Source organism: Rhodococcus sp. S3, from assembly GCF_058211795.1.
Genome location: NZ_CM177074.1, coordinates 896,745 through 920,122, shown reverse-complemented (window position 1 = coordinate 920,122; position 23,378 = coordinate 896,745). Strand labels below are relative to the sequence as shown.

Annotated in this window: 24 protein-coding genes, 1 pseudogene and 1 riboswitch; of the genes and pseudogenes, 14 read left to right on the top strand and 11 right to left on the bottom strand. The window is 69.0% G+C overall.

What is annotated here, in order from left to right:
* Window position 1 precedes the first annotated feature (1 nt).
* Window positions 2-829: a DUF3027 domain-containing protein gene (locus tag AC0LPE_RS04350; protein WP_088897813.1), complete on the bottom strand. Its 828-nt coding sequence runs from the start codon at window positions 827-829 to the stop codon at window positions 2-4.
* 135 nt (window positions 830-964) lie between these two features.
* On the opposite strand from AC0LPE_RS04350, the gene AC0LPE_RS04345 reads away from it, so the two are divergent.
* From AC0LPE_RS04345 to AC0LPE_RS04335, 3 genes are all read left to right on the top strand, one after another.
* Window positions 965-1,780 (top strand): glutaminyl-peptide cyclotransferase, encoded by an 816-nt coding sequence (locus AC0LPE_RS04345; RefSeq protein WP_490605665.1) that lies wholly within the window; start codon window positions 965-967, stop codon window positions 1,778-1,780.
* Between the two features lie 91 nt (window positions 1,781-1,871).
* Window positions 1,872-3,548, top strand: a complete 1,677-nt coding sequence (locus tag AC0LPE_RS04340; RefSeq protein WP_490605664.1) for an MFS transporter — start codon at window positions 1,872-1,874, stop codon at window positions 3,546-3,548.
* Window position 3,549: 1 nt separating this feature from the next.
* Complete coding sequence (locus AC0LPE_RS04335) at window positions 3,550-4,038, top strand: DUF2771 domain-containing protein (protein WP_088897816.1); 489 nt, start codon at window positions 3,550-3,552, stop codon at window positions 4,036-4,038.
* Window positions 4,039-4,117: 79 nt separating this feature from the next.
* Here the strand turns inward: AC0LPE_RS04335 and AC0LPE_RS04330 are convergent, their stop codons facing one another.
* Window positions 4,118-4,525, bottom strand: coding sequence for a cold-shock protein (locus AC0LPE_RS04330; protein WP_229568255.1), 408 nt, complete (start codon window positions 4,523-4,525; stop codon window positions 4,118-4,120).
* 193 nt (window positions 4,526-4,718) lie between these two features.
* Between AC0LPE_RS04330 and AC0LPE_RS04325 the strand changes: the two genes are divergently transcribed.
* The 3 genes from AC0LPE_RS04325 to AC0LPE_RS04315 all read left to right on the top strand — a co-directional run bounded on the left by AC0LPE_RS04325 (window position 4,719) and on the right by AC0LPE_RS04315 (window position 6,413).
* Window positions 4,719-4,961, top strand: a complete 243-nt coding sequence (locus tag AC0LPE_RS04325; protein WP_051032935.1) for a hypothetical protein — start codon at window positions 4,719-4,721, stop codon at window positions 4,959-4,961.
* Window positions 4,958-5,350 carry a YccF domain-containing protein gene (locus AC0LPE_RS04320; RefSeq protein WP_016691310.1) on the top strand — a complete coding sequence of 131 codons (393 nt, stop codon included), beginning with the start codon at window positions 4,958-4,960 and terminating at the stop codon, window positions 5,348-5,350. Before AC0LPE_RS04325 ends, AC0LPE_RS04320 begins: the two co-directional genes overlap by 4 nt.
* 287 nt (window positions 5,351-5,637) lie before the next feature.
* A riboswitch (cyclic di-AMP (ydaO/yuaA leader) is annotated at window positions 5,638-5,812 on the top strand.
* Between the two features lie 10 nt (window positions 5,813-5,822).
* Entirely contained in the window at window positions 5,823-6,413 is a 591-nt protein-coding gene (locus tag AC0LPE_RS04315) for a resuscitation-promoting factor Rpf1 domain-containing protein (protein WP_490605663.1), read from the top strand.
* A 155-nt stretch (window positions 6,414-6,568) separates the two neighbouring features.
* Here AC0LPE_RS04315 and AC0LPE_RS04310 read toward each other — a convergent pair whose 3' ends face one another.
* Window positions 6,569-6,757 carry a hypothetical protein gene (locus AC0LPE_RS04310; protein ID WP_006551681.1) on the bottom strand — a complete coding sequence of 63 codons (189 nt, stop codon included), beginning with the start codon at window positions 6,755-6,757 and terminating at the stop codon, window positions 6,569-6,571.
* A 59-nt stretch (window positions 6,758-6,816) separates the two neighbouring features.
* On the opposite strand from AC0LPE_RS04310, the gene AC0LPE_RS04305 reads away from it, so the two are divergent.
* Window positions 6,817-9,096 (top strand): helicase-associated domain-containing protein, encoded by a 2,280-nt coding sequence (locus AC0LPE_RS04305; protein WP_088897818.1) that lies wholly within the window; start codon window positions 6,817-6,819, stop codon window positions 9,094-9,096.
* Window positions 9,097-9,166: 70 nt separating this feature from the next.
* Here AC0LPE_RS04305 and AC0LPE_RS04300 read toward each other — a convergent pair whose 3' ends face one another.
* The 4 genes and pseudogenes from AC0LPE_RS04300 to AC0LPE_RS04285 form a co-directional block, all read right to left on the bottom strand.
* Window positions 9,167-10,522, bottom strand: a complete 1,356-nt coding sequence (locus AC0LPE_RS04300) for an NtaA/DmoA family FMN-dependent monooxygenase (RefSeq protein WP_160873791.1) — start codon at window positions 10,520-10,522, stop codon at window positions 9,167-9,169.
* A gap of 28 nt (window positions 10,523-10,550) precedes the next feature.
* Window positions 10,551-11,275: pseudogene (locus AC0LPE_RS04295) on the bottom strand (ABC transporter ATP-binding protein).
* Entirely contained in the window at window positions 11,251-12,114 is an 864-nt protein-coding gene (locus AC0LPE_RS04290; RefSeq protein ID WP_490605662.1) for an ABC transporter permease, read from the bottom strand. Before AC0LPE_RS04290 ends, AC0LPE_RS04295 begins: the two are co-directional and overlap by 25 nt.
* Window positions 12,111-13,175 (bottom strand): PhnD/SsuA/transferrin family substrate-binding protein, encoded by a 1,065-nt coding sequence (locus AC0LPE_RS04285; RefSeq protein ID WP_490605661.1) that lies wholly within the window; start codon window positions 13,173-13,175, stop codon window positions 12,111-12,113. The genes AC0LPE_RS04290 and AC0LPE_RS04285 overlap by 4 nt, the downstream gene beginning before the upstream one ends.
* 174 nt (window positions 13,176-13,349) lie before the next feature.
* On the opposite strand from AC0LPE_RS04285, the gene AC0LPE_RS04280 reads away from it, so the two are divergent.
* The 4 genes from AC0LPE_RS04280 (at window position 13,350) to AC0LPE_RS04265 (ending at window position 15,941) form a co-directional block, all read left to right on the top strand.
* The gene (locus AC0LPE_RS04280) at window positions 13,350-13,787 is read left to right on the top strand and encodes a hypothetical protein (protein ID WP_155418936.1); all 438 of its coding nucleotides are present in this window, start codon (window positions 13,350-13,352) and stop codon (window positions 13,785-13,787) included.
* A gap of 15 nt (window positions 13,788-13,802) precedes the next feature.
* Entirely contained in the window at window positions 13,803-13,970 is a 168-nt protein-coding gene (locus tag AC0LPE_RS04275; RefSeq protein ID WP_016691300.1) for a hypothetical protein, read from the top strand.
* Between the two features lie 21 nt (window positions 13,971-13,991).
* Complete coding sequence (locus tag AC0LPE_RS04270; protein ID WP_016691299.1) at window positions 13,992-14,150, top strand: hypothetical protein; 159 nt, start codon at window positions 13,992-13,994, stop codon at window positions 14,148-14,150.
* 132 nt (window positions 14,151-14,282) lie between these two features.
* The gene (locus AC0LPE_RS04265) at window positions 14,283-15,941 is read left to right on the top strand and encodes a DNA repair helicase XPB (RefSeq protein ID WP_059381819.1); all 1,659 of its coding nucleotides are present in this window, start codon (window positions 14,283-14,285) and stop codon (window positions 15,939-15,941) included.
* A gap of 40 nt (window positions 15,942-15,981) precedes the next feature.
* Here the strand turns inward: AC0LPE_RS04265 and AC0LPE_RS04260 are convergent, their stop codons facing one another.
* From AC0LPE_RS04260 to AC0LPE_RS04250, 3 genes are read right to left on the bottom strand one after another with little or no spacing between them, the layout of a single operon-like run.
* The gene (locus tag AC0LPE_RS04260; protein ID WP_059381820.1) at window positions 15,982-16,644 is read right to left on the bottom strand and encodes a response regulator; all 663 of its coding nucleotides are present in this window, start codon (window positions 16,642-16,644) and stop codon (window positions 15,982-15,984) included.
* Window positions 16,626-18,296, bottom strand: coding sequence for an ATP-binding protein (locus AC0LPE_RS04255; protein ID WP_490605660.1), 1,671 nt, complete (start codon window positions 18,294-18,296; stop codon window positions 16,626-16,628). The genes AC0LPE_RS04260 and AC0LPE_RS04255 overlap by 19 nt, the downstream gene beginning before the upstream one ends.
* Window positions 18,297-18,345: 49 nt before the next feature.
* Entirely contained in the window at window positions 18,346-19,716 is a 1,371-nt protein-coding gene (locus AC0LPE_RS04250; RefSeq protein WP_085469336.1) for a CitMHS family transporter, read from the bottom strand.
* A gap of 271 nt (window positions 19,717-19,987) precedes the next feature.
* On the opposite strand from AC0LPE_RS04250, the gene AC0LPE_RS04245 reads away from it, so the two are divergent.
* A complete protein-coding gene (locus AC0LPE_RS04245) occupies window positions 19,988-20,656 on the top strand; it encodes a DUF3239 domain-containing protein (protein WP_283479540.1) in 669 nt (222 codons plus the stop codon).
* Window positions 20,657-20,689: 33 nt separating this feature from the next.
* The gene (locus AC0LPE_RS04240) at window positions 20,690-21,127 is read left to right on the top strand and encodes a GNAT family N-acetyltransferase (RefSeq protein ID WP_283479537.1); all 438 of its coding nucleotides are present in this window, start codon (window positions 20,690-20,692) and stop codon (window positions 21,125-21,127) included.
* Between the two features lie 48 nt (window positions 21,128-21,175).
* Here AC0LPE_RS04240 and AC0LPE_RS04235 read toward each other — a convergent pair whose 3' ends face one another.
* Window positions 21,176-22,162 carry an LLM class F420-dependent oxidoreductase gene (locus tag AC0LPE_RS04235; protein WP_085469247.1) on the bottom strand — a complete coding sequence of 329 codons (987 nt, stop codon included), beginning with the start codon at window positions 22,160-22,162 and terminating at the stop codon, window positions 21,176-21,178.
* Window positions 22,163-22,326: 164 nt separating this feature from the next.
* Between AC0LPE_RS04235 and AC0LPE_RS04230 the strand changes: the two genes are divergently transcribed.
* Complete coding sequence (locus tag AC0LPE_RS04230) at window positions 22,327-23,376, top strand: patatin-like phospholipase family protein (RefSeq protein ID WP_283479533.1); 1,050 nt, start codon at window positions 22,327-22,329, stop codon at window positions 23,374-23,376.
* The last annotated feature ends 2 nt before the right edge of the window (window positions 23,377-23,378 follow it).

The window sequence follows — 23,378 nt, the reverse complement described above, 5'->3', positions numbered from 1 at the left end:
GTCAGTCGGTCTGTTCCGACTCGGGCGGGGACGGCTCGGACGACTCGGCGGTGGAATCGGTCGGCGCGGAATCGGTCGGCGCGGACTCGGTGGCCGGCCCGAGCTCGACGACCTCCACTGCCGAATCGTCGAACGCCTCGTAGATCGGCGAACCGGCGCCGGTGGGCAGGGTCGTGTCGGAATGCGCGCCGCACCCGTACTCGGCATGCACGACGTGACCGTCGGCGGCGAACTCGTTCCCGCAGACGCCGAAGGCCGCGCGCAGCGATCCGGCGAGCGGAAGGTAGAAACCGCACAGGCGGCACGAGGACGGAGCGGCCTTCGCCATCTCCGAGCCGGGGCCGTACTCTCCGTCGAACCAGCGCTGCGCTGCCTCGAGGCGACCCTCCAGGCTCATGACCTGCTTGCGACCCAGCCCGATCTCGAGAGCGGTCTCGTCGACCTCGGGGTCGCCGGACTGCATGTAACCGGGGACCAGGCGCACGTCGTCGGGAGCGGGAGCCAGCAGGTCGCCGGGGCCCAGATCGCCGGGACGGATCCGCTCGCTCCACGGCACCCACTCGGGCGCGACGAGCGCGTCGGGACCGGGCAGGAGCACGAGTTCGCTCACCGTCACCCGATCCGAGTCCGGGGCGGCGGCCACGACGACGGCCCACTGCCACCCGCGGTAGCCCGGCAACTCCGAGGCGAAACGATGGGTGGCCGAGCACTCGTCCTCGCGCGTCACGCCCAGATAGGCGCCGACTCCACCGTCCCCGAGTTCGTCGAGTGCGGCCCGGGCGAGGTCGACGGCGTCGGCGAGCACGGAACGCACCGCCGGATCGACCACGGGGTTCGTTCCTCGGGAAGTGGAAGCAGAGGCAACACTCACGGCCCCCATTCTGCCTGACCTGTCTGCTCCGGCGCCTGCGGGTCGCGGAAGGTCGTACACGCACCGCTCACACGCGAGGTGCAGGATGGGCGCGTGTCCCGTCTTCTCCTCTCGGCCGCGGTCGCGACGGTCGTCTGCGTCACCACCGCCGGATGCGGCGACGATCTCGTCGCCGAACCCGGTCCGCCCGCCACCGAACTCGGTGTGGAGGTCGTCGCCACGCACCTCCACGATCCGGAAGCGTTCACCCAGGGCCTCGAGATCGACGAGGGCGAACTGCTCGAAGGCACCGGCCGGGCCGGGCGATCGTGGGTATCGGCCCGGCAAGTCGACCTCGACGGCGGCACCGTCGCCCTCGCCGAGACCGAGCGCACCCGCGAACCCGTCCTCGACGACTTCTTCGGTGAGGGCATCACCGTGGTCGGCGACGAGCTGTGGCAGCTGACCTGGAAGGACGGCACGGCCGTCGTCCGCGATCGCGACACCCTCCTCGAGAAGCGCCGGGTCGACTACGACGGCGAGGGCTGGGGGCTGTGCGCGCAACCCGACCGCCTGGTGATGAGCGACGGCTCGGCCGAGCTGATCTTCCGCGACCCGGCCACCTTCGACGAACTCGGGCGCGTCACCGTGCACCGGGACGGGCGTGCCGTGTCGGAGCTCAACGAACTCGAGTGCACCGAGGACGGCAGGGTCTGGGCGAACGTGTGGCAGACGGACGAGATCGTGCTGATCGATCCGGCGTCGGGCCGCGTGGAGGCCCGGGTCGATGCGGCTCCGCTGCGCGATCGGCTGCCCGAGGACGCCGATGTGGACGTCCTCAACGGCATCGCGCAGATCCCCGGGACCGATCGGTTCCTGGTGACGGGCAAGTACTGGCCGACGCTGTTCGAAGTGCGTTTCGTGGAGTGATCCGGGTGGCATACCGATCGCGACACGCGTCACTCGGGCCACGTGCCGCCCTTGTGTTACAGCCGCTATCGCGTGGGGAAGAATCGAAGACGTGACCGAACCGGACGAGCGACCCGCCCCCGAGGGAGCGGACGGCCATGCCCCGGGTTCGCAGCATCCGGGGTACAGCAACTATCCGCCTCCGCGCCGCGTCTCGGGCCGTCGCACTCCCCTGCCGCCCCTGCATCCCGTCGACCATCCGCGCCGGCCACCGGGTGCGTCGGCCGCCGGTCGGACGGAGTCCTCGTCCGAGACCGACTCGCCGCGCGCCCCGCGCATGCCGCGGAAGTTGACGGTGACGCGGGTCGCGGCCCTGCGCAGCCGCGAACTCACTTCGAAGGGCATCGCGACCTTCCGTCGAGCGGCCACGGCCGACGGCGCCGACAAGTCGGGCCTGACCGCGCTCACCTACGCGACGATGGCGAACTTCGCCTCCGACGCGGCCATCGCCGTCGCGCTCGCGAACACCCTGTTCTTCTCGGCGGCCACCGGTGAGGACAGGACGAAGGTCGCGCTGTATCTGCTCATCACGATCGCGCCGTTCGCGATCATCGCCCCGCTCATCGGGCCGTTGCTCGACAGGTTGCAACACGGTCGTCGCGTCGCTCTGGCGACGTCGTTCGCGCTGCGCACGGTGCTCGCAGTGGTGCTGGTGTTCAACTTCGACAGCTGGCTGTTGTATCCGGCGGCCCTCGGCATGATGGTGCTGAGCAAATCGTTCGCGGTGCTCAAATCCGCGGTGACACCCAGAGTCCTGCCACCGGAGATCGACCTGGTGCGGGTGAACTCCCGGTTGACGGTCTTCGGCCTGGTCGGCGGCACGATCGGCGCCGGCGCGATCGCGGCGGCCGCAGCGTGGGCGTTCGGTTCGTCGGGCGCGCTGTGGCTGTGCGCCGGGATCACCGCATTCGGCGCCTACCTGAGCATGCGTATCCCTGCCTGGGTCGAGGTCACCGAGGGCGAGGTGCCGGCGACGCTGTCGTACCACCGCTCCGACGCGCGCACCGAGGTGCTGAACGCCGACACCGTGACCGAGGTGATCGTCACCAAGTCCGGCAAACGCAAGCAACCGCTGGGACGGGCGGTGGTGACCGGGCTGTGGGGCAACGGCACGATCCGCATCCTCACCGGCTTCCTGACCTTGTTCATGGCGTTCGTCGCGAAGAACACCACCGGGCAGGATCCGCTCATGCAGGCCGCGATGCTCGGTGGTGTCGGTGCCGCCGCTGCGGTCGGCAACTTCGCGGGCAACGCCACCGGGGCGCGACTCGCGCTCGGACGGCCCGCTCTGATCGTCGTGCGATGCACCGCCGCGGTCGTCGTCGTGGCCGCCGTCGTCGCCGCGACCGGCAACGTCCTGGCCGCCGCGCTCGCGGCGCTCGTCGCGGCGTGCGCCAGCGCGCTGGCCAAGGTCTCGCTCGACGCATCGCTCCAGCAGGACCTTCCCGAGGAGTCGATCGCGTCCGGTTTCGGCAGGTCCGAGACGGTCCTCCAGCTCAGTTGGGTGTTCGGTGGGGCGATGGGTGTGCTGCTGCCGACCGAGCTGTGGCTCGGATTCGCTGTGGTCTCGGTCGTGCTGGTTCTCGGATTCGCGCAGACGGTGCTGACATACCGTGGGGGGACATTGCTGCCGGGATTCGGCGGCCGTCGACCCGAACGCGTCTCCACCGAGACGGCTGCCGGGCGAAGGCGCGCCGGTGGATCCCCCACCGAAGATTGGAACAGTTGAGTTGCAGGCCCGGACGAAGAAGACTCTCGCGCTGCTGCTGGTAGCCCTGGTGGTCGTGGTAGCGGGAGTCGCCGCCACGGTGTGGAAACTGGTCGATTCGGCCGAGCCCACGCTCCCCACGATCACCGCGTACGCACGGGGAGAGACCGTGACGGTCGACCCCGCGCAGCACTGCAATCTCTATCTCGAGGACTGCGTGGAGAACCCGATCGGTCAGCTCGACGTGCCGGCCGGTTACCCGCTGCAGCTGTCTCTTCCGTCGGAGATCGCCGACGCGCCGTGGCGCATCCTCACCGTCTACGGCGACACGCAGACCGGGCAGACCTACATCGACGGCGCGATGTTCGAGGCCGGTGCGCGCCGCACCCTCACCGTGGAGAGCTCTCCGGAGCTGCAGCTGCTCGGAGTGGAGATCCAGCTGCCGTCGGCCGTGGTCGACGAGGCCGGTGAACCGATCGCGCACGCCGTGTGGGCCGTCAAGACGTTCTGAGCTTCGGCCCCGCGTACGACGACGGGCCGTCCTCGCACATGGCGAGGGCGGCCCGTCGTGGTTCGTCCCAGGATTACATCTAGTGGTCGAGCTCGCGCGCGATCGCCCGCATGACCTCGGAGATGCGCTGCCCGGTCTTGCGGTCGGGGTAACGCCCGCGCCGCAGATCGGGCTGGACCGCTGCTTCGAGCAGCTTGATCATGTCCTCGACCATGCCGTGCAGCTCGTCCGGCGCGCGGCGCTTCTGCTGGGCGGGAGCCTCGCGGCGACCCTGCCGCAGCGTGGGCTGCTCGAGGAGCTCGACCTTCAGCGCCTGCGGACCCCGGCGGCCCACCGCCATACCGAACTCGACGCGCTGGCCGGGCTTGAGCGCTCCCACTCCCTCCGGGAGCGCCGAGGCACGGACGTAGACGTCCTCACCCTCGTCCTGGGACAGGAAGCCGAAGCCCTTCTCGACGTCGTACCACTTCACCTTGCCGGTCGGCACCGCGCTCACCTGCTCCTCGACAGCTGTGCCCCACAGTGGGGCAACCGTTCAACATGCAAAACAACGCGCCCCGACTCGGTCGAGCGGGACGCGTGGACACCTGTCAGTGTACCCGCAGAGGTGGGTCCGCCCCCGAATCGTCTTCCCGCTCCCGGACGTCACCGTTCGTCCCCGCGGCGACTACCGTGGTCACGTGGGTACTTCATCTTCGGATTCGTCTGCCGCCCCGCGTAACGGCCTCCTGAAGGCCGCGATCGCCTGCTTCGTCGTCGGTGTGGTGGCGGTCGTCGCCATCTTCCTCATTCCGGCGCTCACCGACGGCAAGCCCGGGCTCGTGCTGTACCTGTTGACCCTCGCATGGCCTTTGGGCTTCGCCCTCGCCATCGCCTTCGCGCTGCGCTCGGGCCGGCGCGCTCGGAACGGAGACCGGACATGAGGATCCTGCTCAACATCATCTGGCTGATCTTCGGCGGGCTGTGGCTCGCGCTCGGCTACTTCGCGGCAGGTCTGATCTGCTGCATCCTCATCATCACCATCCCGTTCGGCATCGCGTCGTTCCGGATCGGCATCTATGCGCTGTGGCCCTTCGGCAAGACGACGGTCGACAAGCCGACGGCCGGCGCCATGTCGCTGATCGGCAACGTCATCTGGATCCTGGTGGCCGGCATCTGGTTGGCCCTCGGCCACATCGCCACCGCGATCGCCATGGCCGTCACGATCATCGGTATCCCGCTCGCCGTCGCGAACCTGAAGATGATCCCGATCTCCCTGATGCCCTTGGGGCGGGAGATCGTTCCTGTGGATGCCCGCCCGAGTTACATGTGACCTTTCTCACATAACGAGCGGATAACGGGCGGGACTCGAAACGGATTTTCGGGTACCCGAACCCCACTACCTGGGACTTTATTCCCTGGTCTGCGCCACGCACGTCTGTCGCCACGCGAATCGGCGCGTTATCAATTGGTGACACTTCGCCCTCGGAACCGTTACCGTCATGTCCGGTCGAACCGCCTGGCTCGACCGGTCCGGAACCGCCGCGCCAAATTCCTGTCCCGTGGTTCCGGAAGTCCCGACGAACGATCCACAGGGGACAGGAAACGGGGGACCCACCGGTCTCCCAGGAACCGATCGGCCCACAGCCGGACGGTGTCCAGGAGGCCCGGGCCGACGCAACCGCGACGGTCCTCGGGGTGAAGCCGAAGGCGCTCCCAACGGAGCGACACGGCCGGGCAACCTCTTCAGCCCGAACCCGACAGCTGACCTCGTAGGTGCGTACGGAGAGGAACACGGAACCGACATGAGCGGACGCCATCGCAAGCCCACCAATACCGGTCGTACCGTCGCGAAGTTCGCGCTGACGGGCGCAGTCCTCGGCGTCACGGGTGTCGCGTTCAGCGGCACGGCCGCTGCCGCCCCCGACTCCGACTGGGACCGCCTCGCACAGTGCGAGTCCGGCGGCAACTGGGGAATCAACACCGGCAACGGCTACCACGGTGGCCTGCAGTTCTCGCCGAGCACCTGGAACGCCTACGGCGGCCAGGAATACGCTGCCACGGCCCACCAGGCCAGCCGCGAACAGCAGATCGCCGTCGCCGAGCGTGTCCTCGCCGGCCAGGGCTGGGGCGCATGGCCCTCCTGCTCGTCGAGCCTCGGACTGTCGAGCGCGCCCACGCAGCGCTCCGTCGACGCAGCCCCCAGCGCTCCCGCCGAGACCCCGGCGCCCGCCATCCAGAACGCTGTCCCGCAGCTTCCGGAGACCCCCGCTCTCCCCGCCGAGGTCCAGGGCATCCTGGCCGGCTTCGAGCAGGGCGTCACCGCACTCCAGGACGCCGGTGTCGAGCTCGACCCGAACATCCTGGACGCCGTTCGCGCGGTGCTCCCGCAGTAACACCCCGAACATCCAGGAAGGGCCCCGCACCGATCACGGTGCGGGGCCCTTCCGCATATGCGGACGAGCTCGTTCCTCCCTCACACGACGACGCCCGGCCCCGCGAAGGGACCGGGCGTCGTACGGAAGAGCCTGTTCGGTGATCCGCGATCGGATCAGCGGTTGATCACCGTCTTCGGATGCGTGTAGGGCAGGTCCTCGACCGGCAACGGGAACACGGTGTCCTCACCGTACGGGGAGAGCGGACCGGAACGCGTGGACGACAGTTCGGTGACAGCGTGCTCACCGTCGGCCAGCTCGGGCCATCCGTGGTCGACGTAATGCTTTTTCGAAGAGGTAGCCATGCGCTCATTTTGGCAGGTGAGTTCGGGGCCTGCTACCGCAGGTCTCTAATCTGGAGGGGATGTCCCCGACCACGCCCGCTCCCGACACCGCCTCGGACTCCCTCGCCCGCTGGCTGGCAGGTCGACGCGACACGGATCTGGCCGCCACGCTGCGTGCCCGTCCCGATCTCGTGGTGCCGCCACCGGCGAGCATGAACGTGCTCGCGAGCCGAGCGCAGCAACGCGCCTCGGTCTTCCGTGCGGCCGACGAACTCGACACCGCCGCCTTCGGGATCGTCGAGGTCCTGGCCCGTCTCGGAGCGGTGGACACCCCCGTCTCCCGCGCTGCCGTGCTCGACGAGGTCTCCGGCCGCATCAGCGCGAGGAATCTCGACCGGATCCTGTCCACCCTGCGCTCGCTGCTGCTCGTGTGGGGGTCCACCGACGAGCTGCGTCTCGTTGCCGCCGCCGTGGACGCCGTTCCGTGGCGCGTCGGACGCACCGGCGACGTCACCGGACCGTCCCGGCAGGAACTCGACGACCTCCTCGCGGCTCTCCCGCCCGAGCAGCGCAGCATCCTCGACACCCTGTCGCGCACGTCCCCGATCGGCCGGACCCGCGACGCCGCGCCGGACACTCCCGCCGACCGGCCCGTGCAGAAGCTGCTCGCTGCCGGGCTGCTCTTCCGTATCGACGACGAGACCGTCGAACTCCCCCACCGGGTGGGCCAAGCGCTGCGCGACGACGCCCCCTTCGATCCGGCGGCGCTCGCTCCCCCGCGCGCACCGAAACCCACCCGCTCGACCGCCGACGTCAACGCGACCGCTGCCGGTGCCGCCCTCGAACTGTTGCGGCACTGCGAGGACGTTCTCGACATTCTCGGGGCGCAACCCGCTCCCGTCCTCAAGGCCGGAGGGCTCGGCGTCCGCGAACTGCATCGCGTCGGGAAGGCGGTCGGACTCGACGACGAGGAGACGGCGCTCGTCGTCGAGGTCCTTGCCGGTGCCGGTCTGATCGCGCGCGGCCTCCCCGACCCGCCGACACCCGGGGACGACGATCACTGGGCCCCGACCACCGCCACCGACGCGTGGCTCACGTCCTCCCCCGCCTACCGCTGGGCCGTGCTCGCCGGTGCCTGGCTCGACCTGCCGCGCCGGCCCTGGCTGATCGGCCGCCGCGACCAGAACGACAAGCCGGTCGCCGCACTGTCCGACGAGGTGAAGTCCCCCACCGCCGCCCGTGACCGGCGGCTGCTGCTCGACGTCCTCTCCGACGTGCCGGCGGCGGGCACGGACGTCGCCGACCTGCGTGCCGCTGCGGCGTGGCGTCGTCCGCGCTGGGCGGGTCGTTTCGACACGACGAGTGTCGTGGAGACCGTGCGGGAGGCGACGACACTCGGTCTCGTCGCGCACGGCATGCTCGCGTCGCCGGGCAAGGCGCTGCTGCACGGCGGCGACGCCGAGGCCGAGATGGCGGCGGTGCTGCCCGAACCCGTCGACTACGTGCTCGTCCAGGCCGACCTCACGGTCGTCGCTCCCGGCCCGCTCGTCCCCGAACTCGGCGAGCGGATCGCGCTCGTCGCCGATGTCGAATCGGCCGGTGCCGCGACCGTCTACCGGATCGGCGACAGCAGTATCCGGCGCGCGCTCGACGCCGGTCTCGGCGCGAGCGACCTGCACGGACTGTTCGCGACGCATTCGCGCACACCGGTGCCGCAGTCGCTCACCTACCTGATCGACGACGTCGCGCGTCGCCACGGACGCCTGCGGGCCGGTGTGGCGACGTCCTTCGTCCGCGCCGACGATCCGGCCTTGCTCACCGAGGTGCTGTCCGCCCCGGTCGCCGCCACGCTCGCCCTGCGCGCGGTCGCCCCGACCGTCGCGATCTCGCAGGCGCCTCTCGCCGAGGTGCTCACCGAGCTGCGCGCCGCGGGCTTCGCGCCCGCCGGGGAGGACGCCTCGGGAGCGATCGTGGATCTACGGCCCCGGGGCGCCCGTGTTGCGATGCCGCGTGCCCGGGCCCGCTATGCCGGACCCACCGCGCCGAGCGACGAGCAACTCGACACCCTCGTGCGCACGCTGCGCGCCGGCGACCGTGCGGAGGCCGCGACACCGACGGCCTCGGCACGCGGTGACGGCAGCCGATCCGGCGGTGCGGCGACGCTCGCGCTGCTGCAACTCGCCGTCCACGGCAAGCGCAGCGTCACCCTCGGCTACGTCGACGCCCAGGGTGTCGCGACGCGCCGCATCGTCGACCCGGTGTCGGTGGGCGGCGGGCAGGTGCAGGCCTTCGACCCGGCGACCGGCTCGGTGCGCAGTTTCGTGCTGCACCGCGTCACGTCGGTGGCGCTGGTCGACTGACGACGGACCCGGGTGCGGTCGATCAGGCATCGCGCGGAACCGCCCACCACCGGCCCGTGGGCGGAGAGGCTCAGCGCTGCGTCGCGAACCGCGCGAACGCCCTGCCGACGGTGAACTGGTTCTCCGGCCGCGGGAGCCCATAGTGCCCACGCAGGGTGGATTCGGTGTACTCGGCGCGGAACAGACCGCGCTCCTGCAGGATCGGCACCACACCGTCGACGAACTTCTCGAGCCCCGACGGCAGCACCGCGGGCATGATGTTGAAACCGTCGGCCGCGCCGCTGTGGAACCAGTGCTCGATCGTGTCGGCCACCTGCTCGGCCGTGCCCGCGAAAGTGCGGTGGCCGCGACCGCCGCCGAGGCGTTCGATGAGCTGCCGCACCGTGAGGTTCTCCCGTCGCGCGAGCTGCACGATGAGTGTGTACCGGCTCTTGGCTCCCTCGATCTCGTCCTCGGACGGCAGGTTCTCCGGCAGCGGCTCGTCGAGCGGAAGCTGCTCCGGCCGCAGCCCGAACCGTTCGGCGAGCTGGTGGCGCGCGTACTCGGGCGAGATCAGCCGGGCCAGTTCGGCGTCGAGTTCGCGTGCCTCCTTCTCCGTATCGCCGATGACGGGCACGATGCCCGGGAGGATCAGCACCTGCCGCGGGTCGCGGCCGACCTTGCCCACGCGATCCTTCACGTCGTCGTAGAACGCCTTGCCCTCCTCGAAGGTGGGCTGGGCGGTGAAGATCGCCTCGGCGTACAGTGCGGCGAAGTCCTTGCCGTTCTCCGACGAGCCCGCCTGCACGAGCAGCGGGTAGCCCTGCGGCGACCGCGGCACGTTGAGCGGCCCGGCCACCGAGAAGAACTCTCCCTCGTGGTCGAAGGTGTGGACCTTCGCGGAGTCGGCGTGGATCGCCGCCTCCTTGTCGGCGACGATCGCGTCGTCCTCCCAGCTGTCCCACAGCTTGGTCGACACCTCGACGAACTCGGCGGCCCGCGCGTAGCGGCTCTTGTGCGCCGGCACGCCGTCGAGACCGAAATTGCGGGCGGCGTCGTCCCCGGCGGTGGTGACGATGTTCCAGCCGGCACGTCCCCCGCTGACGAAGTCCAGCGAGGCGAATCGCCGCGCGAGGTTGTAGGGCTCGTTGTAGGTCGTCGACGCGGTCCCGATGAGACCGATCCGCTCGGTGGCCGTTGCGATCGCGGTGAGGATGATCGTGGGTTCGAGCTTGCCGCTCGGACGCCGCTCGGGATTCGCGAACAGTACGGGGCTGTCGGCGAGGAACACCGAGTCGAACCTGCCACGCTCGGCGGTGCGGGCGAGCGAGATGTAGTGCTGGATGTCGAGATTCGCGTTCGGGTCGCTCTCCGGCAGACGCCAGGCCGCTTCGTGGTGGCCGATGGGCATGAGGAAGGCGTTGAGGCGCAATCGACGATCGGTCATGTCTTCTCCTGTCGTGAAAGGTCTTTCGTCACGGTTGTGTGATGACACCGAGGGCGGTGAGGAGGTCTTCACGGATGTCCCGGAAACCGGGATCCGTGATGGAACGGGGTTTGTCGAGATCCACGTGGCGGTCGACGGCGATGCGTCCTTCGTCCAGCACGACGATCCGGTCGGCGAGCACGATCGCCTCGTCGACGTCGTGGGTCACGAGCAGCACGGTGGGACGGTGCGCGCGGACGAGGTCGTCGAGCAGTCCGTGCATCCTGATGCGGTCATGGCGTCGAGCGCGCCGAACGGCTCGTCGGCGAGCAGCAACTGCGGCTCCCGTACCAGGGCTCGGGCCAGCGCGACACGCTGTTGCTCCCCGCCCGAGAGTTCGAGCGGCCAGGCGTCCTCGCGCCCGGCCAGGCCGACCTCGGCCAGCATCTCGGATCCGCTGCTCCTGCCCTGCCTGTCGAGACCGAGCGTGACGTTGTCGAGCACGCGCAGCCAGGGCAGCAGACGGGAGTCCTGGAAGGCGACGGAGACCTTCTCCGGTACCGCGAGTGCGCCGCCGCGGATCTCCACGTCGTAGTCGAGGCCGGCGAGCGCACGCAGCAGGGTGGACTTCCCGGATCCGCTCCTGCCGAGCAGGGCGACGAACTGCCCTTCGGGGATCTCGAGGTCGAGTCCGTCGAGGACGTTCCGGTCGCCGAAGCCGCGGATCAGGCCGCGGATGCGTACGGCGCTCATCCGCCCAGCGTCTTCCGCCAGGCGAGCGCCCGACGCTCGAGCAACCGGAGACCGGCGTCGGATGCCAGACCGAAGACGCCGTAGACGAGCAATCCGACGAGGATGACGTCCGGCTGACCGTAGTTCTGGGCGTTGAACATCATCTTGCCCAGGCCGCTCACAGCGTTGATGCTCTCGACCACGATCAGGGTGAGCCACGCACCGGTCACCGCCAGGCGCAGACCGAGGAAGAATCCGGGCAGCGCTCCTCGCAGCACCACCTTCCACACGAACTGTGCGCGCGTGAGACCGAGGACCTCGGCGAGTTCGACGTAGCGCTGCTCGAGCGCCGTGAGGGCGTTGTGCGTCTGGATGTAGATGGTCACGACCGTCCCGAGTGCGATCACCGTGATCTTGAAGGTCTCGCCGATGCCGAGCCACAGGATCAGCAGCGGGATGAGACCCAGCGTCGGGATCGCACGCTTGAACTGCACAGGGCCGTCGATCAGGGCTTCGCCGGTGCGGGTCAGACCGGATGCGAGCGCGAGCGCGGTACCGATGACGCATCCGATCACGAAGCCCAGCACGGCACGGCTCAGCGATGCCAGGATATGTTGTTGCAGAGTTCCTTCCGCGACGAGCTCGACCGCGCTGGTCACCACGGTCCAGGGAGCGGAGAGCTTGCGGTCGTCGATCCATCCGGCACCCGACCCGATCGCCCACACGGCGAGCAGCAGAACCACGCCGGTCATGCGCGAGAACGGGACGGCCTTGCGGAGACCGAGCCGCCGAAGCGGCCTGATCCCGTCCGTCGGTGGCGGATCGACGGGGTCCGTCGGGCGGGCGCCGACCTCCACCGGTTGTGTCAGTGTGCTGGTCACGAATCCGACCCCTTCCGGTACTCCTGCGGAACCGACTCCGCGGCAATCGTTTCGAATCTGCGATCGAAGATCTGCTCGACGTCGAACTCGTCGAACCATCCGGCCTCGTCGAGCAGTTCCGAGGTCTCCTGCGTCCATTCGATCGCGGAGTCCCAGTCGGTGGGATATGCCGGTTTCTGGCCGACGGTGTCGACGATCCGCCTGCCGTCCTCGTACGAGACCCCCTCGCTCTCGACGTAGTACTTCCGGATCCACTCGTCCCGGTTCTCCCATGCCCAGACGTCGCCCTGCGCCCACAGCGGGATGAACTCCTTGATCGCTGCGACCTTCGCGGGGTCCTCGAGCACGGACACCGGAGCCCACAGAACACTCAGCGCGTCGACCTCGGGCGTGAACACCCCTCGCGCACCCTCGGTTTCGTACTGGTTCAGGTACTTCGTGAGGGTCGGTTCCGCCAGCGGTGCGACGTCGACCTGTTTCGCCTGGAGCGCCGTGAGGAACTGAGTGCTCGGCAGTTCGACGAATTCCACCTCGTCGAGGCCGATTCCGGCCGACTTCAGCGTCCGGAGCACGACGACACCCTGAGCCTGCCCCGGCGACAACGCGATTCTCCTGCCGCGCGGGTCGTCCAGCGAATCGATGTCGGTACCGGGTGCCGTCGCGAGCGAGTACTGCGGCGAATCCTTCTCGCGTACGGCGACGATCCTGGCGTCGAGCCCGGTGGTATGGGCCTGGATGGGAGGAATCGCGGCATTGGCCGCGAGATCGACGGCGTCGCCGCGGAACGCCTGGATGACGTCGGGACCGGCCGAGACATCGGGCCAGTCCGACACCGTGAACGGCAACTCGTCGATACGGCCGGTCGCCTCGAGCTGGATACGAGTGGGCTTGACCGCGATGCTCAACGACGTCCCCGGTGGAATCTCCTCGGGGAGTTCGGCGTCGGCGGACAATCCCCCGGTCGAGCCGCCGGAGCACCCGGTGAGCACGACGCTCAGCGCGGCCGCGACGACGATCGGAGCGCGCGATCTTCGAGAGCGCACGAGTGAGGACACGGTCATGAGAACTCCTTGCGAAGGTGAGGGGCGCGACGTCGCGCGGAATGCGCCGACGCGCGCTACCGGAGGACGAACGGGAACCCGGGCGCGGGCCCGGCCCCGAGAGGAACGATCCCGAAATCAGCGGTCGCGGTAGAGCCGACAGCGACAGTGCGGACAACCGCGGAACCGCGATCGGTGGACGACGCGACACGCACGGTGCTCGCGACGCGAGGCACTGCGGCCTGCGATCACGGTCCGGCCCATCGCTCTCCCCCGTCTGCCCGGGCTGTGGACATCCTCTGTCCGCACAGCATCGCCGGTGACGGTATCGGCCGCGCGGAACTTCCCGACAGGGATCGACGCACGGTGAAATCAACTCCGGAAACCGGAGTGCGGGATATTTCGGCGCCGTGTTCGGATGGCGCACAGAATAATTCGAGCGACTGGCATTTCCTGGGAAATGACGTATGGTGTGGTCCTGTCGAGTGGTTGTTCATCGAAGATGGAGTGACAATGGCCGACAAGGGCAAGAATCCGAAGAAGCCTGCGAAGTCCCTGAAGGAACGTCGCCAGGAGAAGCGGCAGAAGGCCGCCGAAGCCGGCGAGTTCATCCGTAAGCGGAAGCGGAGCTGAATCCGGTTGCAGGCCATGGATCTCGAAATCGCGGCGCTCGAAGCGCTGTACGAGAAGATAAGTGGATTGTCCGGTCGGGAAACGGGCACCGACGCACAGCGGCACGGATATCGTGCCGCATTGGCGCGTGCACGGGTGTTCGTTCTCGACGAGCGAGCCGGCGCGATGAAACAGCCGGCCTGAGAAAGAGAAATCGGTACTGGAATGAAGCGGACGCTGCATGCCCTGGACAAGATCCAGGAACGACTCGAATCGGAACTGGATTCGAGGCCTCCCGCCTCCGAGAAGGACGCCGGCTACCGGTCCGGTATCTCCGAGGCACTGGTGTGCGTGATGGAGGTGCGGCAGTCGCTCGCACGGTGAGTACGCCGTGAAACCGGTCGGCCGTGCGTTCCCGCCACGGGGGAACGCACGGCCGTACACCGTCGTGGTGGCGCGGTACGGCCCGAACCTGGAGAATGGGAAAGTTCTACTTTCCATCCACAGGAGGCACTCGTGGCCGACGGACCGCTCATCGTCCAGTCCGACAAGACCGTGCTCCTCGAGGTCGATCACGAACGGGCGAACGAGGCGCGGCAGGCGATCGCACCGTTCGCCGAGCTCGAACGCGCCCCCGAGCACATCCACACCTACCGGGTGACGCCGCTGGCACTGTGGAACGCCCGTGCCGCCGGTCACGACGCCGAGCAGGTCGTCGACGCACTGGTCTCGCATTCCCGGTTCGCCGTCCCGCAGGCGCTGCTCGTCGACATCGTCGACACCATGGGCCGCTACGGGCGCCTCCAGCTGGTCAAGAACCCCGCACACGGCCTGACCCTGGTCAGCTTCGATCGGGCGGTGCTCGCCGAGGTCCTGCGGAACAAGAAGATCGCACCGATGCTCGGTGCCCGTATCGACGACGACACCGTGATCGTGCATCCGAGCGAGCGCGGACGCGTCAAGCAGATGCTGCTGAAGATCGGCTGGCCGGCCGAGGACCTCGCAGGGTACGTCGACGGCGAGGCCCATTCGATCTCGCTGGACTTCGAGACGAACCCCTGGCACCTGCGCGACTACCAGGAACTGGCGGCCGACTCGTTCTGGTCGGGCGGCTCGGGTGTCGTGGTGCTGCCGTGCGGTGCCGGCAAGACGATGGTCGGTGCCGCCGCGATGGCGAAGGCCGGCGCGACGACGCTCATCCTCGTGACGAACACGGTCGCCGGGCGCCAGTGGAAGCGCGAGTTGATTGCGCGCACCTCCCTCACCGAGGACGAGATCGGCGAGTACTCGGGTGAGAAGAAGGAGATCCGTCCGGTCACCATCGCCACCTACCAGGTGATCACCCGCAAGTCGAAGGGCGAATACCGCAATCTCGAGTTGTTCGACTCCCGCGACTGGGGATTGATGATCTACGACGAGGTGCACCTGCTGCCGGCGCCGGTCTTCCGGATGACCGCCGATCTGCAGTCCCGCCGCCGCCTCGGCCTCACCGCGACGCTCGTGCGTGAGGACGGGCGCGAAGGCGACGTCTTCTCGCTCATCGGCCCGAAGAGGTTCGACGCGCCGTGGAAGGACATCGAGGCCCAGGGCTGGATCGCGCCGGCCGACTGTGTGGAGGTCCGTGTGACCCTCACCGACGCCGAGCGCATGGCGTACGCGGTGGCCGAGCCCGAGGAGCGGTACAAGCTGTGCTCGACCGCGCGCACCAAGATTCCGGTGGTCGAGTCGATCCTCGAGCAGCACAAGGACGCCCCGACACTGATCATCGGCGCCTACATCGATCAGCTCGACGAGCTCGGTGAAGCGCTCGACGCCCCGGTGATCAAGGGTTCGACGAAGACGAAGGAACGCGAGGCGCTGTTCGACCGGTTCCGGTCGGGCGAGTTGAAGGTGCTCGTCGTGTCGAAGGTCGCGAACTTCTCCATCGACCTGCCGGAGGCCTCGGTCGCGATCCAGGTGTCGGGCACCTTCGGTTCGCGTCAGGAGGAGGCCCAGCGTCTCGGACGTCTGCTGCGTCCGAAGCACGACGGCGGGCAGGCCCACTTCTACTCCGTGGTCTCGCGCGACACGCTCGACGCCGAGTACGCCGCGCACCGCCAGCGGTTCCTCGCCGAGCAGGGTTACGCGTACCGGATCACCGACGCCGACGACCTGCTCGGACCGCAGATCGGCTGACGCGGAATCCTCCGGAACCGCTGATCACGGGGCCCCCTCGTCACAGGGGCCGGTATTCCTGTTCGGGACGACCGGTGGTGCCGTACCGCAACTGCATCCGCAGGCGTTTCTTCGCGACGAGGGCCGCGAGATAGCGCTGGGCGGTCGCGCGCGACACCCCGATCGTCACGGCCACCTCCCCCGCCGACATCGGTTCCGGTGATTCCCGGAGTGCCTGCATCACGAGTTCCTCGGTCATCGAACGCGAGGGTGCCGGCCGGGCGGCCGGCAACACCGGCCGCAATGCGGCCAGCGCCGTGTCGATCTCGGTCTGGGTGAGTTCCTCCCCGGCGACCACCCTGCGGTACTGCGCGTACGCCGCCAGGCGTCGGGCCAGTTCGGTGCTCGCGAACGGCTTGACCAGGTACACCAGGGCACCGGCGGCGAGCGCCGCGCGCACCGTCGCGCCCTCACCGGCGGCACCGAGCACGAAGCTGTCGCATTCGAGGCTCCGGATCAGATCGATCCCGGAACCGTCCGGCAGGTACACGTCCACGAGGGCGAGATCGACGGGACCGGACCGAACGGCGTCCCGGGCCGCCGCGATGCTCCCGGCGACCGCGCAGACCTCGAATCCCGCCACACCCGCGACCACGGAGGCGTGGAGTTCGGCGACGCGGAAGTCGTCGTCGACGACGAGGACCTTCAGATCCGTTCCGCCCATCCCGTATCCCTTTCGTCGAGCATCCCGGGTAGCGTCGCCAGGAAGACCGCACCCCCGGTCGGATTCTCCGGCGTGCGCTGCCCGCCGCGGTCAGCGAGCACGACGTCGCCGCCGTGCAGTCGTGCGATGCGCCGGGCCAGTGCCAACCCCATTCCGCGGCCGCCGGGCACCGTCGGATCGTTCCGGGTCGTCGCGCCCTCGACGAAGACGTCGGGCAGCTCGGGATCGACGCCGTCGCCGGTGTCCGCGACACTCACGTGCAGGTCGGCACCGTCCTCCATCAGTTCGACCTCGACCTCCGCCGGAGTGCGCCCGCTCGTGCGTGCCGCCTCGATGGCGTTGTCGAGCAGGTTGCCGAGCACCGTGGTGACATCGACGGGTGCCCGCACGGTGGCGTGCACCCACGTGTTCTCGCCGAGCACGAGCGTGACTCCCTGCTCGCGCGCATGTGCGGCCTTCGCGACGAGGAAGGCGTGCAGATACGGGTCGGTGATCGCGTCGATGCCCTCGAGCTGCTCACCGAGCGGTCCCGAACCGAGGATCTGTTCGATGTACTCGAGCGCCTGCTCCGCATGCCCCTGACGGAGCAGGCCGTCGAGCAGGTGGAGCCGGTTCGCGAACTCGTGCCGCTGGGCCCGCAACGCCGTACTCATCGCCTTGACGGCGTCGAGTTCACGCGTGAGCGTCTCGATGTCGGTCCGGTCCCGCACCGACATCACCGTGCCGAGGTCCCGGCCGTCGCGCACCACGCGCCGCGAGACGGCGACGACGACCCGGTCGCCGGTGGTCGCCGCCACCGGGGTGCCGTCCGCGGCGCGCAGCACGTCGAACAGCCGCGGAGTGATCCCGAGCGTGTCGACGTTGCGACCGATCCCGTCGTCGAGATCGAGCAGCCGACGCGCCTCGGCGTTGACGACGGTGACGATGCCGCGGGCATCGGTGCCGACCACCCCGTCGGAGATCCCGTGCAGCACGACCTTCTGTTCGCGGACCAGCTCGGTGAGCTGCTCGGGTTCGAGTCCCAGGGTGAGTCGCTTCCAGCGGTTGGCGAGCAGCAACGACCCGGCAGCACCGCACCCGAGCGCCGCGAGTGCGATCAGGGCGGCATCGGCGAGGTCGCTGCGCAGTTCGGCGCGCACCCGGTCGGTGGCAATGCCGACGCTCACCTCCCCGACCACCCTGCCCGAGGCGGGGTCGGTCACCGGAACCTTGGCCCGCACGGAATCACCGAGTGTGCCCGACTCGCTGGTCACGACCTCACGTCCGGCGAGTGCCTCGGTGGGGTCGGTGCTCACCCTCCGGCCGAGCTGCTCCGGATCGGGATGGGCGAGCCGGAGCCCCTGGTCGTCGGTGACCACGACGAACAACGCTCCGGTGGCGGCGCGGACTGCCTCGGCGGCCTGCTGCACCGCACCGGATGCGAGTTCGGGGTTGTCCGGGGAGACCACCCCGTCGTCGGCGGCCGAATAGCGCGCGACCTCGTCCCGCACGGCCGGGTCCGCGGACACCGACCGTGCGATCGCGAGCGCCCGCTGACCGTGTTCGTCGGTGACTCGATCCTCGGTGGTGGTGGCGAACACCGTGAATCCGATGCCGAGTGCCACCGCCACCACCGCGGACTGGAGCAGAAGTACCTGGGTGCGAAGTTTCACGGCGTCGCTCCCGTTCGTCCCATCCGTCCAGTGTGGCCCGGGGCCGATCTCACCCGAACGGAATCTGCCCGAGTACCACCCCGACCACGAGCATCACGACCGAGACCACTCCGGCGCGCCACAACACCTTGCGGTGGTGGTCGGCCAGCGGCACCCCGGCGAGGGTCACCAGCAACAGGATCGCCGGGACCAGCGGGCTCTGCATGTGGACGGGCTGCCCGGTGATCGACGCACGCGCCATCTCGACCGGTTCGATGCCGTACTGCGCTGCGGTCTCCGCCAGCACGGGCAGCACCCCGAAGTAGAAGGCGTCGTTGGTCATGAAGAAGGTCATCGGGATGCTGAGCAGACCGGTGATGACGGCGAGGAAGGGGCCGAGCGAGTCGGGGACGACGCCGGTGAGCCACAACGCCATCGACTCGACCATCCCGGTGCCCTGGAACACGCCGGTCAGAACGGCCGCGGCGAACACCATCGCGACGACCGACACGATGCTCGAGGAGTGCCGTGCGATCGCGGCGGACTGGTCGACGACGCGCGGGAAGTTCACGGCCAGCGCGATACCCGCGGCGATCATGAACAGCACGGGGATCGGCAGGATGTCGAGGACGAGGACGACGAGCAACGCGACCGTGAGGATCGCGTTGAAGGGCAGCAGGCGCGGACGCAGGGTCGGACGGTCGGGGTCGAGCCCGGCAGCCAGCTGCCCGACCTCCCCGTCGGTTCCGTCCGTGTCCTTGCCGACCGTCGTACCCACGCCGGACGGACCGGCGCCGAGCGGCATCGGATCGGGCTTCCACGTCAGCTTCCCGACGCGGCGACGTTCGACGAATCCCAGGTGGGCGGCGAAGCCCAGCACGACCACGAGTCCGACGACGAGCGACGGGATCATCGGGACGAACACGTCGGACGGGGACAACCCGAGCGCGCTGGCTGCGCGCACCGTCGGCCCGCCCCACGGGATGATGTTCATCGTGGCGTTCGCCAGTCCCGCGACGACGGTGAGGACGACGGGGCTGACCTTCAGTTTCAGGTAGAGCGGCAGCAACGCGGAGGTGGTGATGATGAACGTCGTGGACCCGTCCCCGTCGAGGGAGACGACCATCGCCAGCACCGCGGTTCCGATCACCAGTCGCGCCGGGTCGTCGCGCACGAGGCGCAGGATGAGCCGCACGAGCGGGTCGAACAGGCCGACGTCGATCATGATGCCGAAGAAGATGATCGCGAAGAACAGCAGTGCCGCTGTGGGGGCGAGACTTTCGACACCGTCGACGATCATGTCGCCGAGGTCGGTGCCGGCTCCGGCGATCAGGCCGAACGCGACCGGGATGAGGATCAGGCCGACGACCGGGGTGGCCCGTTTCGACATGATCAGGTACATGAACGTGGCGACCATCAGGAAGCCGAGGACGACGAGCATGGCGGTGCCCACTTTCTGACGTGATCGGGGCCGGTCCGGGCACACGTCGGCCACGGGTCGCGGACGCGACCGGAGGTTCGTGTGAGGTCCGGCCCGAGAGCCGTGAGGGTTGTGTGATCTCTGCTACAGCAGAGTGTGTGGCCGGGTCCCTCGCCGAGTCACCGTTGCGCGCGATAGCGCCGTTGTGCGCATTCTGCTCGAGCCCGCCGCGGCCGGGCTCGCCGCCGGAGACCGGCAGTGGTCGGCCGAAGGGCTCCCATAAGCTGGTGGCGTGCGCCGCTTCGACTTCCCTGTGGACCTGCCCCATGCCAAGGCCGTGAACCAGACCCTCGCGGATGTCCGTCGTCTGCGGTGGTCGGCGATATTCGTCGGGGTGGTGTGCATCGCGGGCGCGGTCGGTCTGTTCCTGCTCGGTGATGCCTGGGCGTACATCGTCGCCGCCGTGCTGGCGGTCGCGGCCGCGACGTCGGTGTGGGTGGCACTGTGGGCCCCGCGCAAAGTGGGAACCATCGAACAGCTCTACCGCGACAGTCCGCTCGTCCCGGCCGTCGTCGCCGCCGAGCGTGCCCGCGGGCTGACGCTGCTCGCGCTGGTCGACATCGCCAAGCCCGAGACGTCCGGCCGGCACTTCGCCCTGGTCACCCGCAACGTGGAGGCGATGCCGGGTCATCGGATCGCGATCGGTGAGCGGGTGCCGTGCGCCGCCGTCCTGTCCGACCGCACGACCCGCAACGACTCGGGTGTGTGGCAGATGGTCGGCCCCATGCCGATCGCCTGGGGCACCCGCGATCAGAAGGTCATCGCCGACGCGGTCGCGCAGATCCCCGAGGTGGAGTGGCGTGTGCTGAAGGACAAGCTGAAGATGGTGGACCAGGTCGACGCCACCGACGAGCGTCGCCTCGAACTGGCGAGCAAGGAACTTCCACCCGAACTGCGGTGACACAGAACTGCGGTGACACAGAAGTGTGGTGACATGGACGTACGCACGCTGACCGACGGCGCGGTGGTGCTCTCGCCACCGGGTCCGGCCGACGTCGACGCCATCACCGAGGCGTGCCGGGATCCTCTGATCGCCCGGTGGACCACCGTGCCCTCCCCCTACACCCGGGCCGACGCGCTGCACTTCGTCGAGGACGTCGTTCCGGCCGGGTGGACGCAGGGACGGCCCGATTGGGCCGTGCGCACCGCCGCGGACGGAGTGCTGTGCGGCATGGTCGGATTCGTTCCGCGTGTCGCCTGGCGTGCCTTCGTCGGCAACCGTGCCTCCGCCGCCGTCGCACGGCGGGTCGGGTTCCGCTACGAGGGCATCGCCCGCAACGGCCTGCTCCAGCGGGGCGTGCCGAGGGACGTGTGGGTCGCCGGACTGTCCGCCGACGACCCACCCGGCCACGTGGACGGCTGGCCCCTGTAGCCCTCGGGCGCTGTGGCCTCAGCGCTGTAGTACCCGGGGCCGCGGGTATCACGCGAGGTGCGGAAGCACTTCCTTCTCGAGCAGCTCCAGCCCCGAGGTGTCGTAGGCAGCCTCGGGAACGTAGAAGATCGCGTACTCGAGCCCCTGCTTCTTCAGCGCCGTGAGGTTCTCGACGATCTGCTCGGGAGTTCCGACGGCGGGCATCCCCCGGAAGGCGTCGAGCGCCCCGTCGGCCTTCTCCGCTCCGACGATCGGTTCGAGACGGGCCCGCAGAGCCTCGAGCCGGTCCTGCACCTCGGCTTCGGTGCGGCCGATCGCCACGTTGTAGTTGGCCGATCGCACGATGGTGTCGAAGTCGGTGCCGACCTCGGCGCAGTGCTCGCGCAGGATCTCCGACTTCCGCGCGAATCCTTCGGGTGTGCCGTCGAAGTTGGTGTACTGCGCGTACTTCGCGGCGATCTTCAAGGTCACCTTCTCGCCGCCGCCGGCGATCCACAGGGGAATACCGCCGTCCTGCAGCGGAAGCGGACGGACGATGGCGCCGTCGACGGTGTAGTGCCTGCCCGAGAACGTCGCAGAGCCCGTGGTCCACGCCTGGCGGAAGATCTGCACGCCCTCGTCGAGCCGACGCAGTCGCTCACCCGCCGACGGGAATCCGTAACCGTATGCGCGCCATTCCTGCTCGTACCATCCGCCACCGATCCCCATTTCGATGCGCCCACCGGAGATGATGTCGGCGGTCGCCGCGACCTTCGCGAGATAGGCGGGGTTGCGGTAGGCCATGGCGGTGCACATCTGGCCGATGCGCACACGGTCGGTGACGGCGGCGAAGGCCGACACGAGAGTCCACGCCTCGTGCGTGGCCTCGTCGGTGGGTACAGGGACGGTGTGGAAGTGGTCGTACACCCAGATCGACTCCCACGGGCCGCGATCGGCACGGAGCGCGAGGTCGCGCATCACCTGCCACTGGTCGGAGGGATCGATGCCGACGAGGTCCAGGCGCCAACCCTGGGGAACGAACAGTCCGAAACGCATGCGGCTCCTTCGCTGATAGGTACGGGCGCGATGTCGTCCATCCACCCACGGGCTCCAGTGTGCAGTGCGACCGCCGAACATTCTTCCGAACTCCGGCGCCGTGCGCGACACGACGACTGCGTTCCCGTCGGATATCGGCGAGGGTGCTGCGTACCATCGGACCCATGGCCGGACGGACACGCGTGGCACTCGCCCTCGGCAGTGGTGGTGCCCGCGGGTACGCCCATATCGGCGCCATCCGGGCGATCGAGGAACGCGGGCTCGAAATTGTCGGAGTCTCAGGCGCTTCGATGGGCGCGCTGGTCGGTGGCGTCTACGCGGCAGGTGCGATGGACCCGTACACCGAATGGGCCACCGGACTGTCCCAGATGGATGTGGTGCGCCTTCTCGACCTGTCGGTCTCGGCTCCCGGCGCGATCCGCGCCGAACGGATCCTGTCCAAGATGCGGGAGATCCTCGGCGATGCGGTGATCGAGGAACTCCCGATTCCGTTCACCGCAGTCGCCACCGACCTCGCAGCAGGTCGCGCCGTCTGGTTCCAGCGAGGTCCCGTCCACGCGGCGATCCGGGCATCCATCGCGATACCCGGCGTCATCACGCCGGTGATACTCAACGGCCGCGTCCTCACCGACGGCGGCACACTCTCGCCCCTACCGATCGCACCGACGGTCGGCATGCCCGCCGACCTCACGATCGGAGTCAGCCTCGGCGGGGAGGAGCAGGGCTCGGCACAATCACCCGAGAACGCCAGCTCCGAGGCACGGCCCATCGAGGAATGGAAGGCACGTTTCCGGCGCAGCGCCAACCAGATGCTCGACACCGACATCGTGCGGTCGGTGGTCAACCGGTTCTCGACCAGTGCGGCGAACGACGAGCCGCCGGAGGAGGACACCGAGGACACCGGAGACGTCGACGCCGACGATGCGCTCGTCCCGAAGTTCGGACGCGTCGCGGTGATGAACCGGTCGCTCGACATCATGCAGTCGGCGCTGTCCCGGTTCCAGTTGGCGGCCTATCCGCCCGACATCCTCGTGGAGGTCCCGCGCACCGCGTGCCGAAGCCTCGACTTCCACAAGGCGGCCGAGATGATCGCGATGGGGCGCTCCCTCACCGAGGAAGCCCTCGACCGTGCCGGTATCCCGGCCTCCGCGTCCACCGGTTCGGGGCCCGAGATCTCTGCCGACTCGTCATCGGACGTGCCCGGCTCGCCCTGACT

What these genes read in the sequence shown, in the direction of transcription:
- AC0LPE_RS04275 (WP_016691300.1), top strand. Translation starts at nt 13,803, where the DNA reads ATGGATCTCGAAATCGCGGCGCTCGAAGCGCTGTACGAGAAGATAAGT.
- AC0LPE_RS04315 (WP_490605663.1), top strand. Translation starts at nt 5,823, where the DNA reads ATGAGCGGACGCCATCGCAAGCCCACCAATACCGGTCGTACCGTCGCG.
- AC0LPE_RS04235 (WP_085469247.1), bottom strand. Translation starts at nt 22,162, where the DNA reads ATGCGTTTCGGACTGTTCGTTCCCCAGGGTTGGCGCCTGGACCTCGTC.
- AC0LPE_RS04310 (WP_006551681.1), bottom strand. Translation starts at nt 6,757, where the DNA reads ATGGCTACCTCTTCGAAAAAGCATTACGTCGACCACGGATGGCCCGAG.
- AC0LPE_RS04305 (WP_088897818.1), top strand. Translation starts at nt 6,817, where the DNA reads ATGTCCCCGACCACGCCCGCTCCCGACACCGCCTCGGACTCCCTCGCC.
- AC0LPE_RS04270 (WP_016691299.1), top strand. Translation starts at nt 13,992, where the DNA reads ATGAAGCGGACGCTGCATGCCCTGGACAAGATCCAGGAACGACTCGAA.
- AC0LPE_RS04250 (WP_085469336.1), bottom strand. Translation starts at nt 19,716, where the DNA reads ATGCTCGTCGTCCTCGGCTTCCTGATGGTCGCCACGTTCATGTACCTG.
- AC0LPE_RS04230 (WP_283479533.1), top strand. Translation starts at nt 22,327, where the DNA reads ATGGCCGGACGGACACGCGTGGCACTCGCCCTCGGCAGTGGTGGTGCC.
- AC0LPE_RS04260 (WP_059381820.1), bottom strand. Translation starts at nt 16,644, where the DNA reads ATGGGCGGAACGGATCTGAAGGTCCTCGTCGTCGACGACGACTTCCGC.
- AC0LPE_RS04320 (WP_016691310.1), top strand. Translation starts at nt 4,958, where the DNA reads ATGAGGATCCTGCTCAACATCATCTGGCTGATCTTCGGCGGGCTGTGG.
- AC0LPE_RS04300 (WP_160873791.1), bottom strand. Translation starts at nt 10,522, where the DNA reads ATGACCGATCGTCGATTGCGCCTCAACGCCTTCCTCATGCCCATCGGC.
- AC0LPE_RS04285 (WP_490605661.1), bottom strand. Translation starts at nt 13,175, where the DNA reads ATGACCGTGTCCTCACTCGTGCGCTCTCGAAGATCGCGCGCTCCGATC.
- AC0LPE_RS04240 (WP_283479537.1), top strand. Translation starts at nt 20,690, where the DNA reads ATGGACGTACGCACGCTGACCGACGGCGCGGTGGTGCTCTCGCCACCG.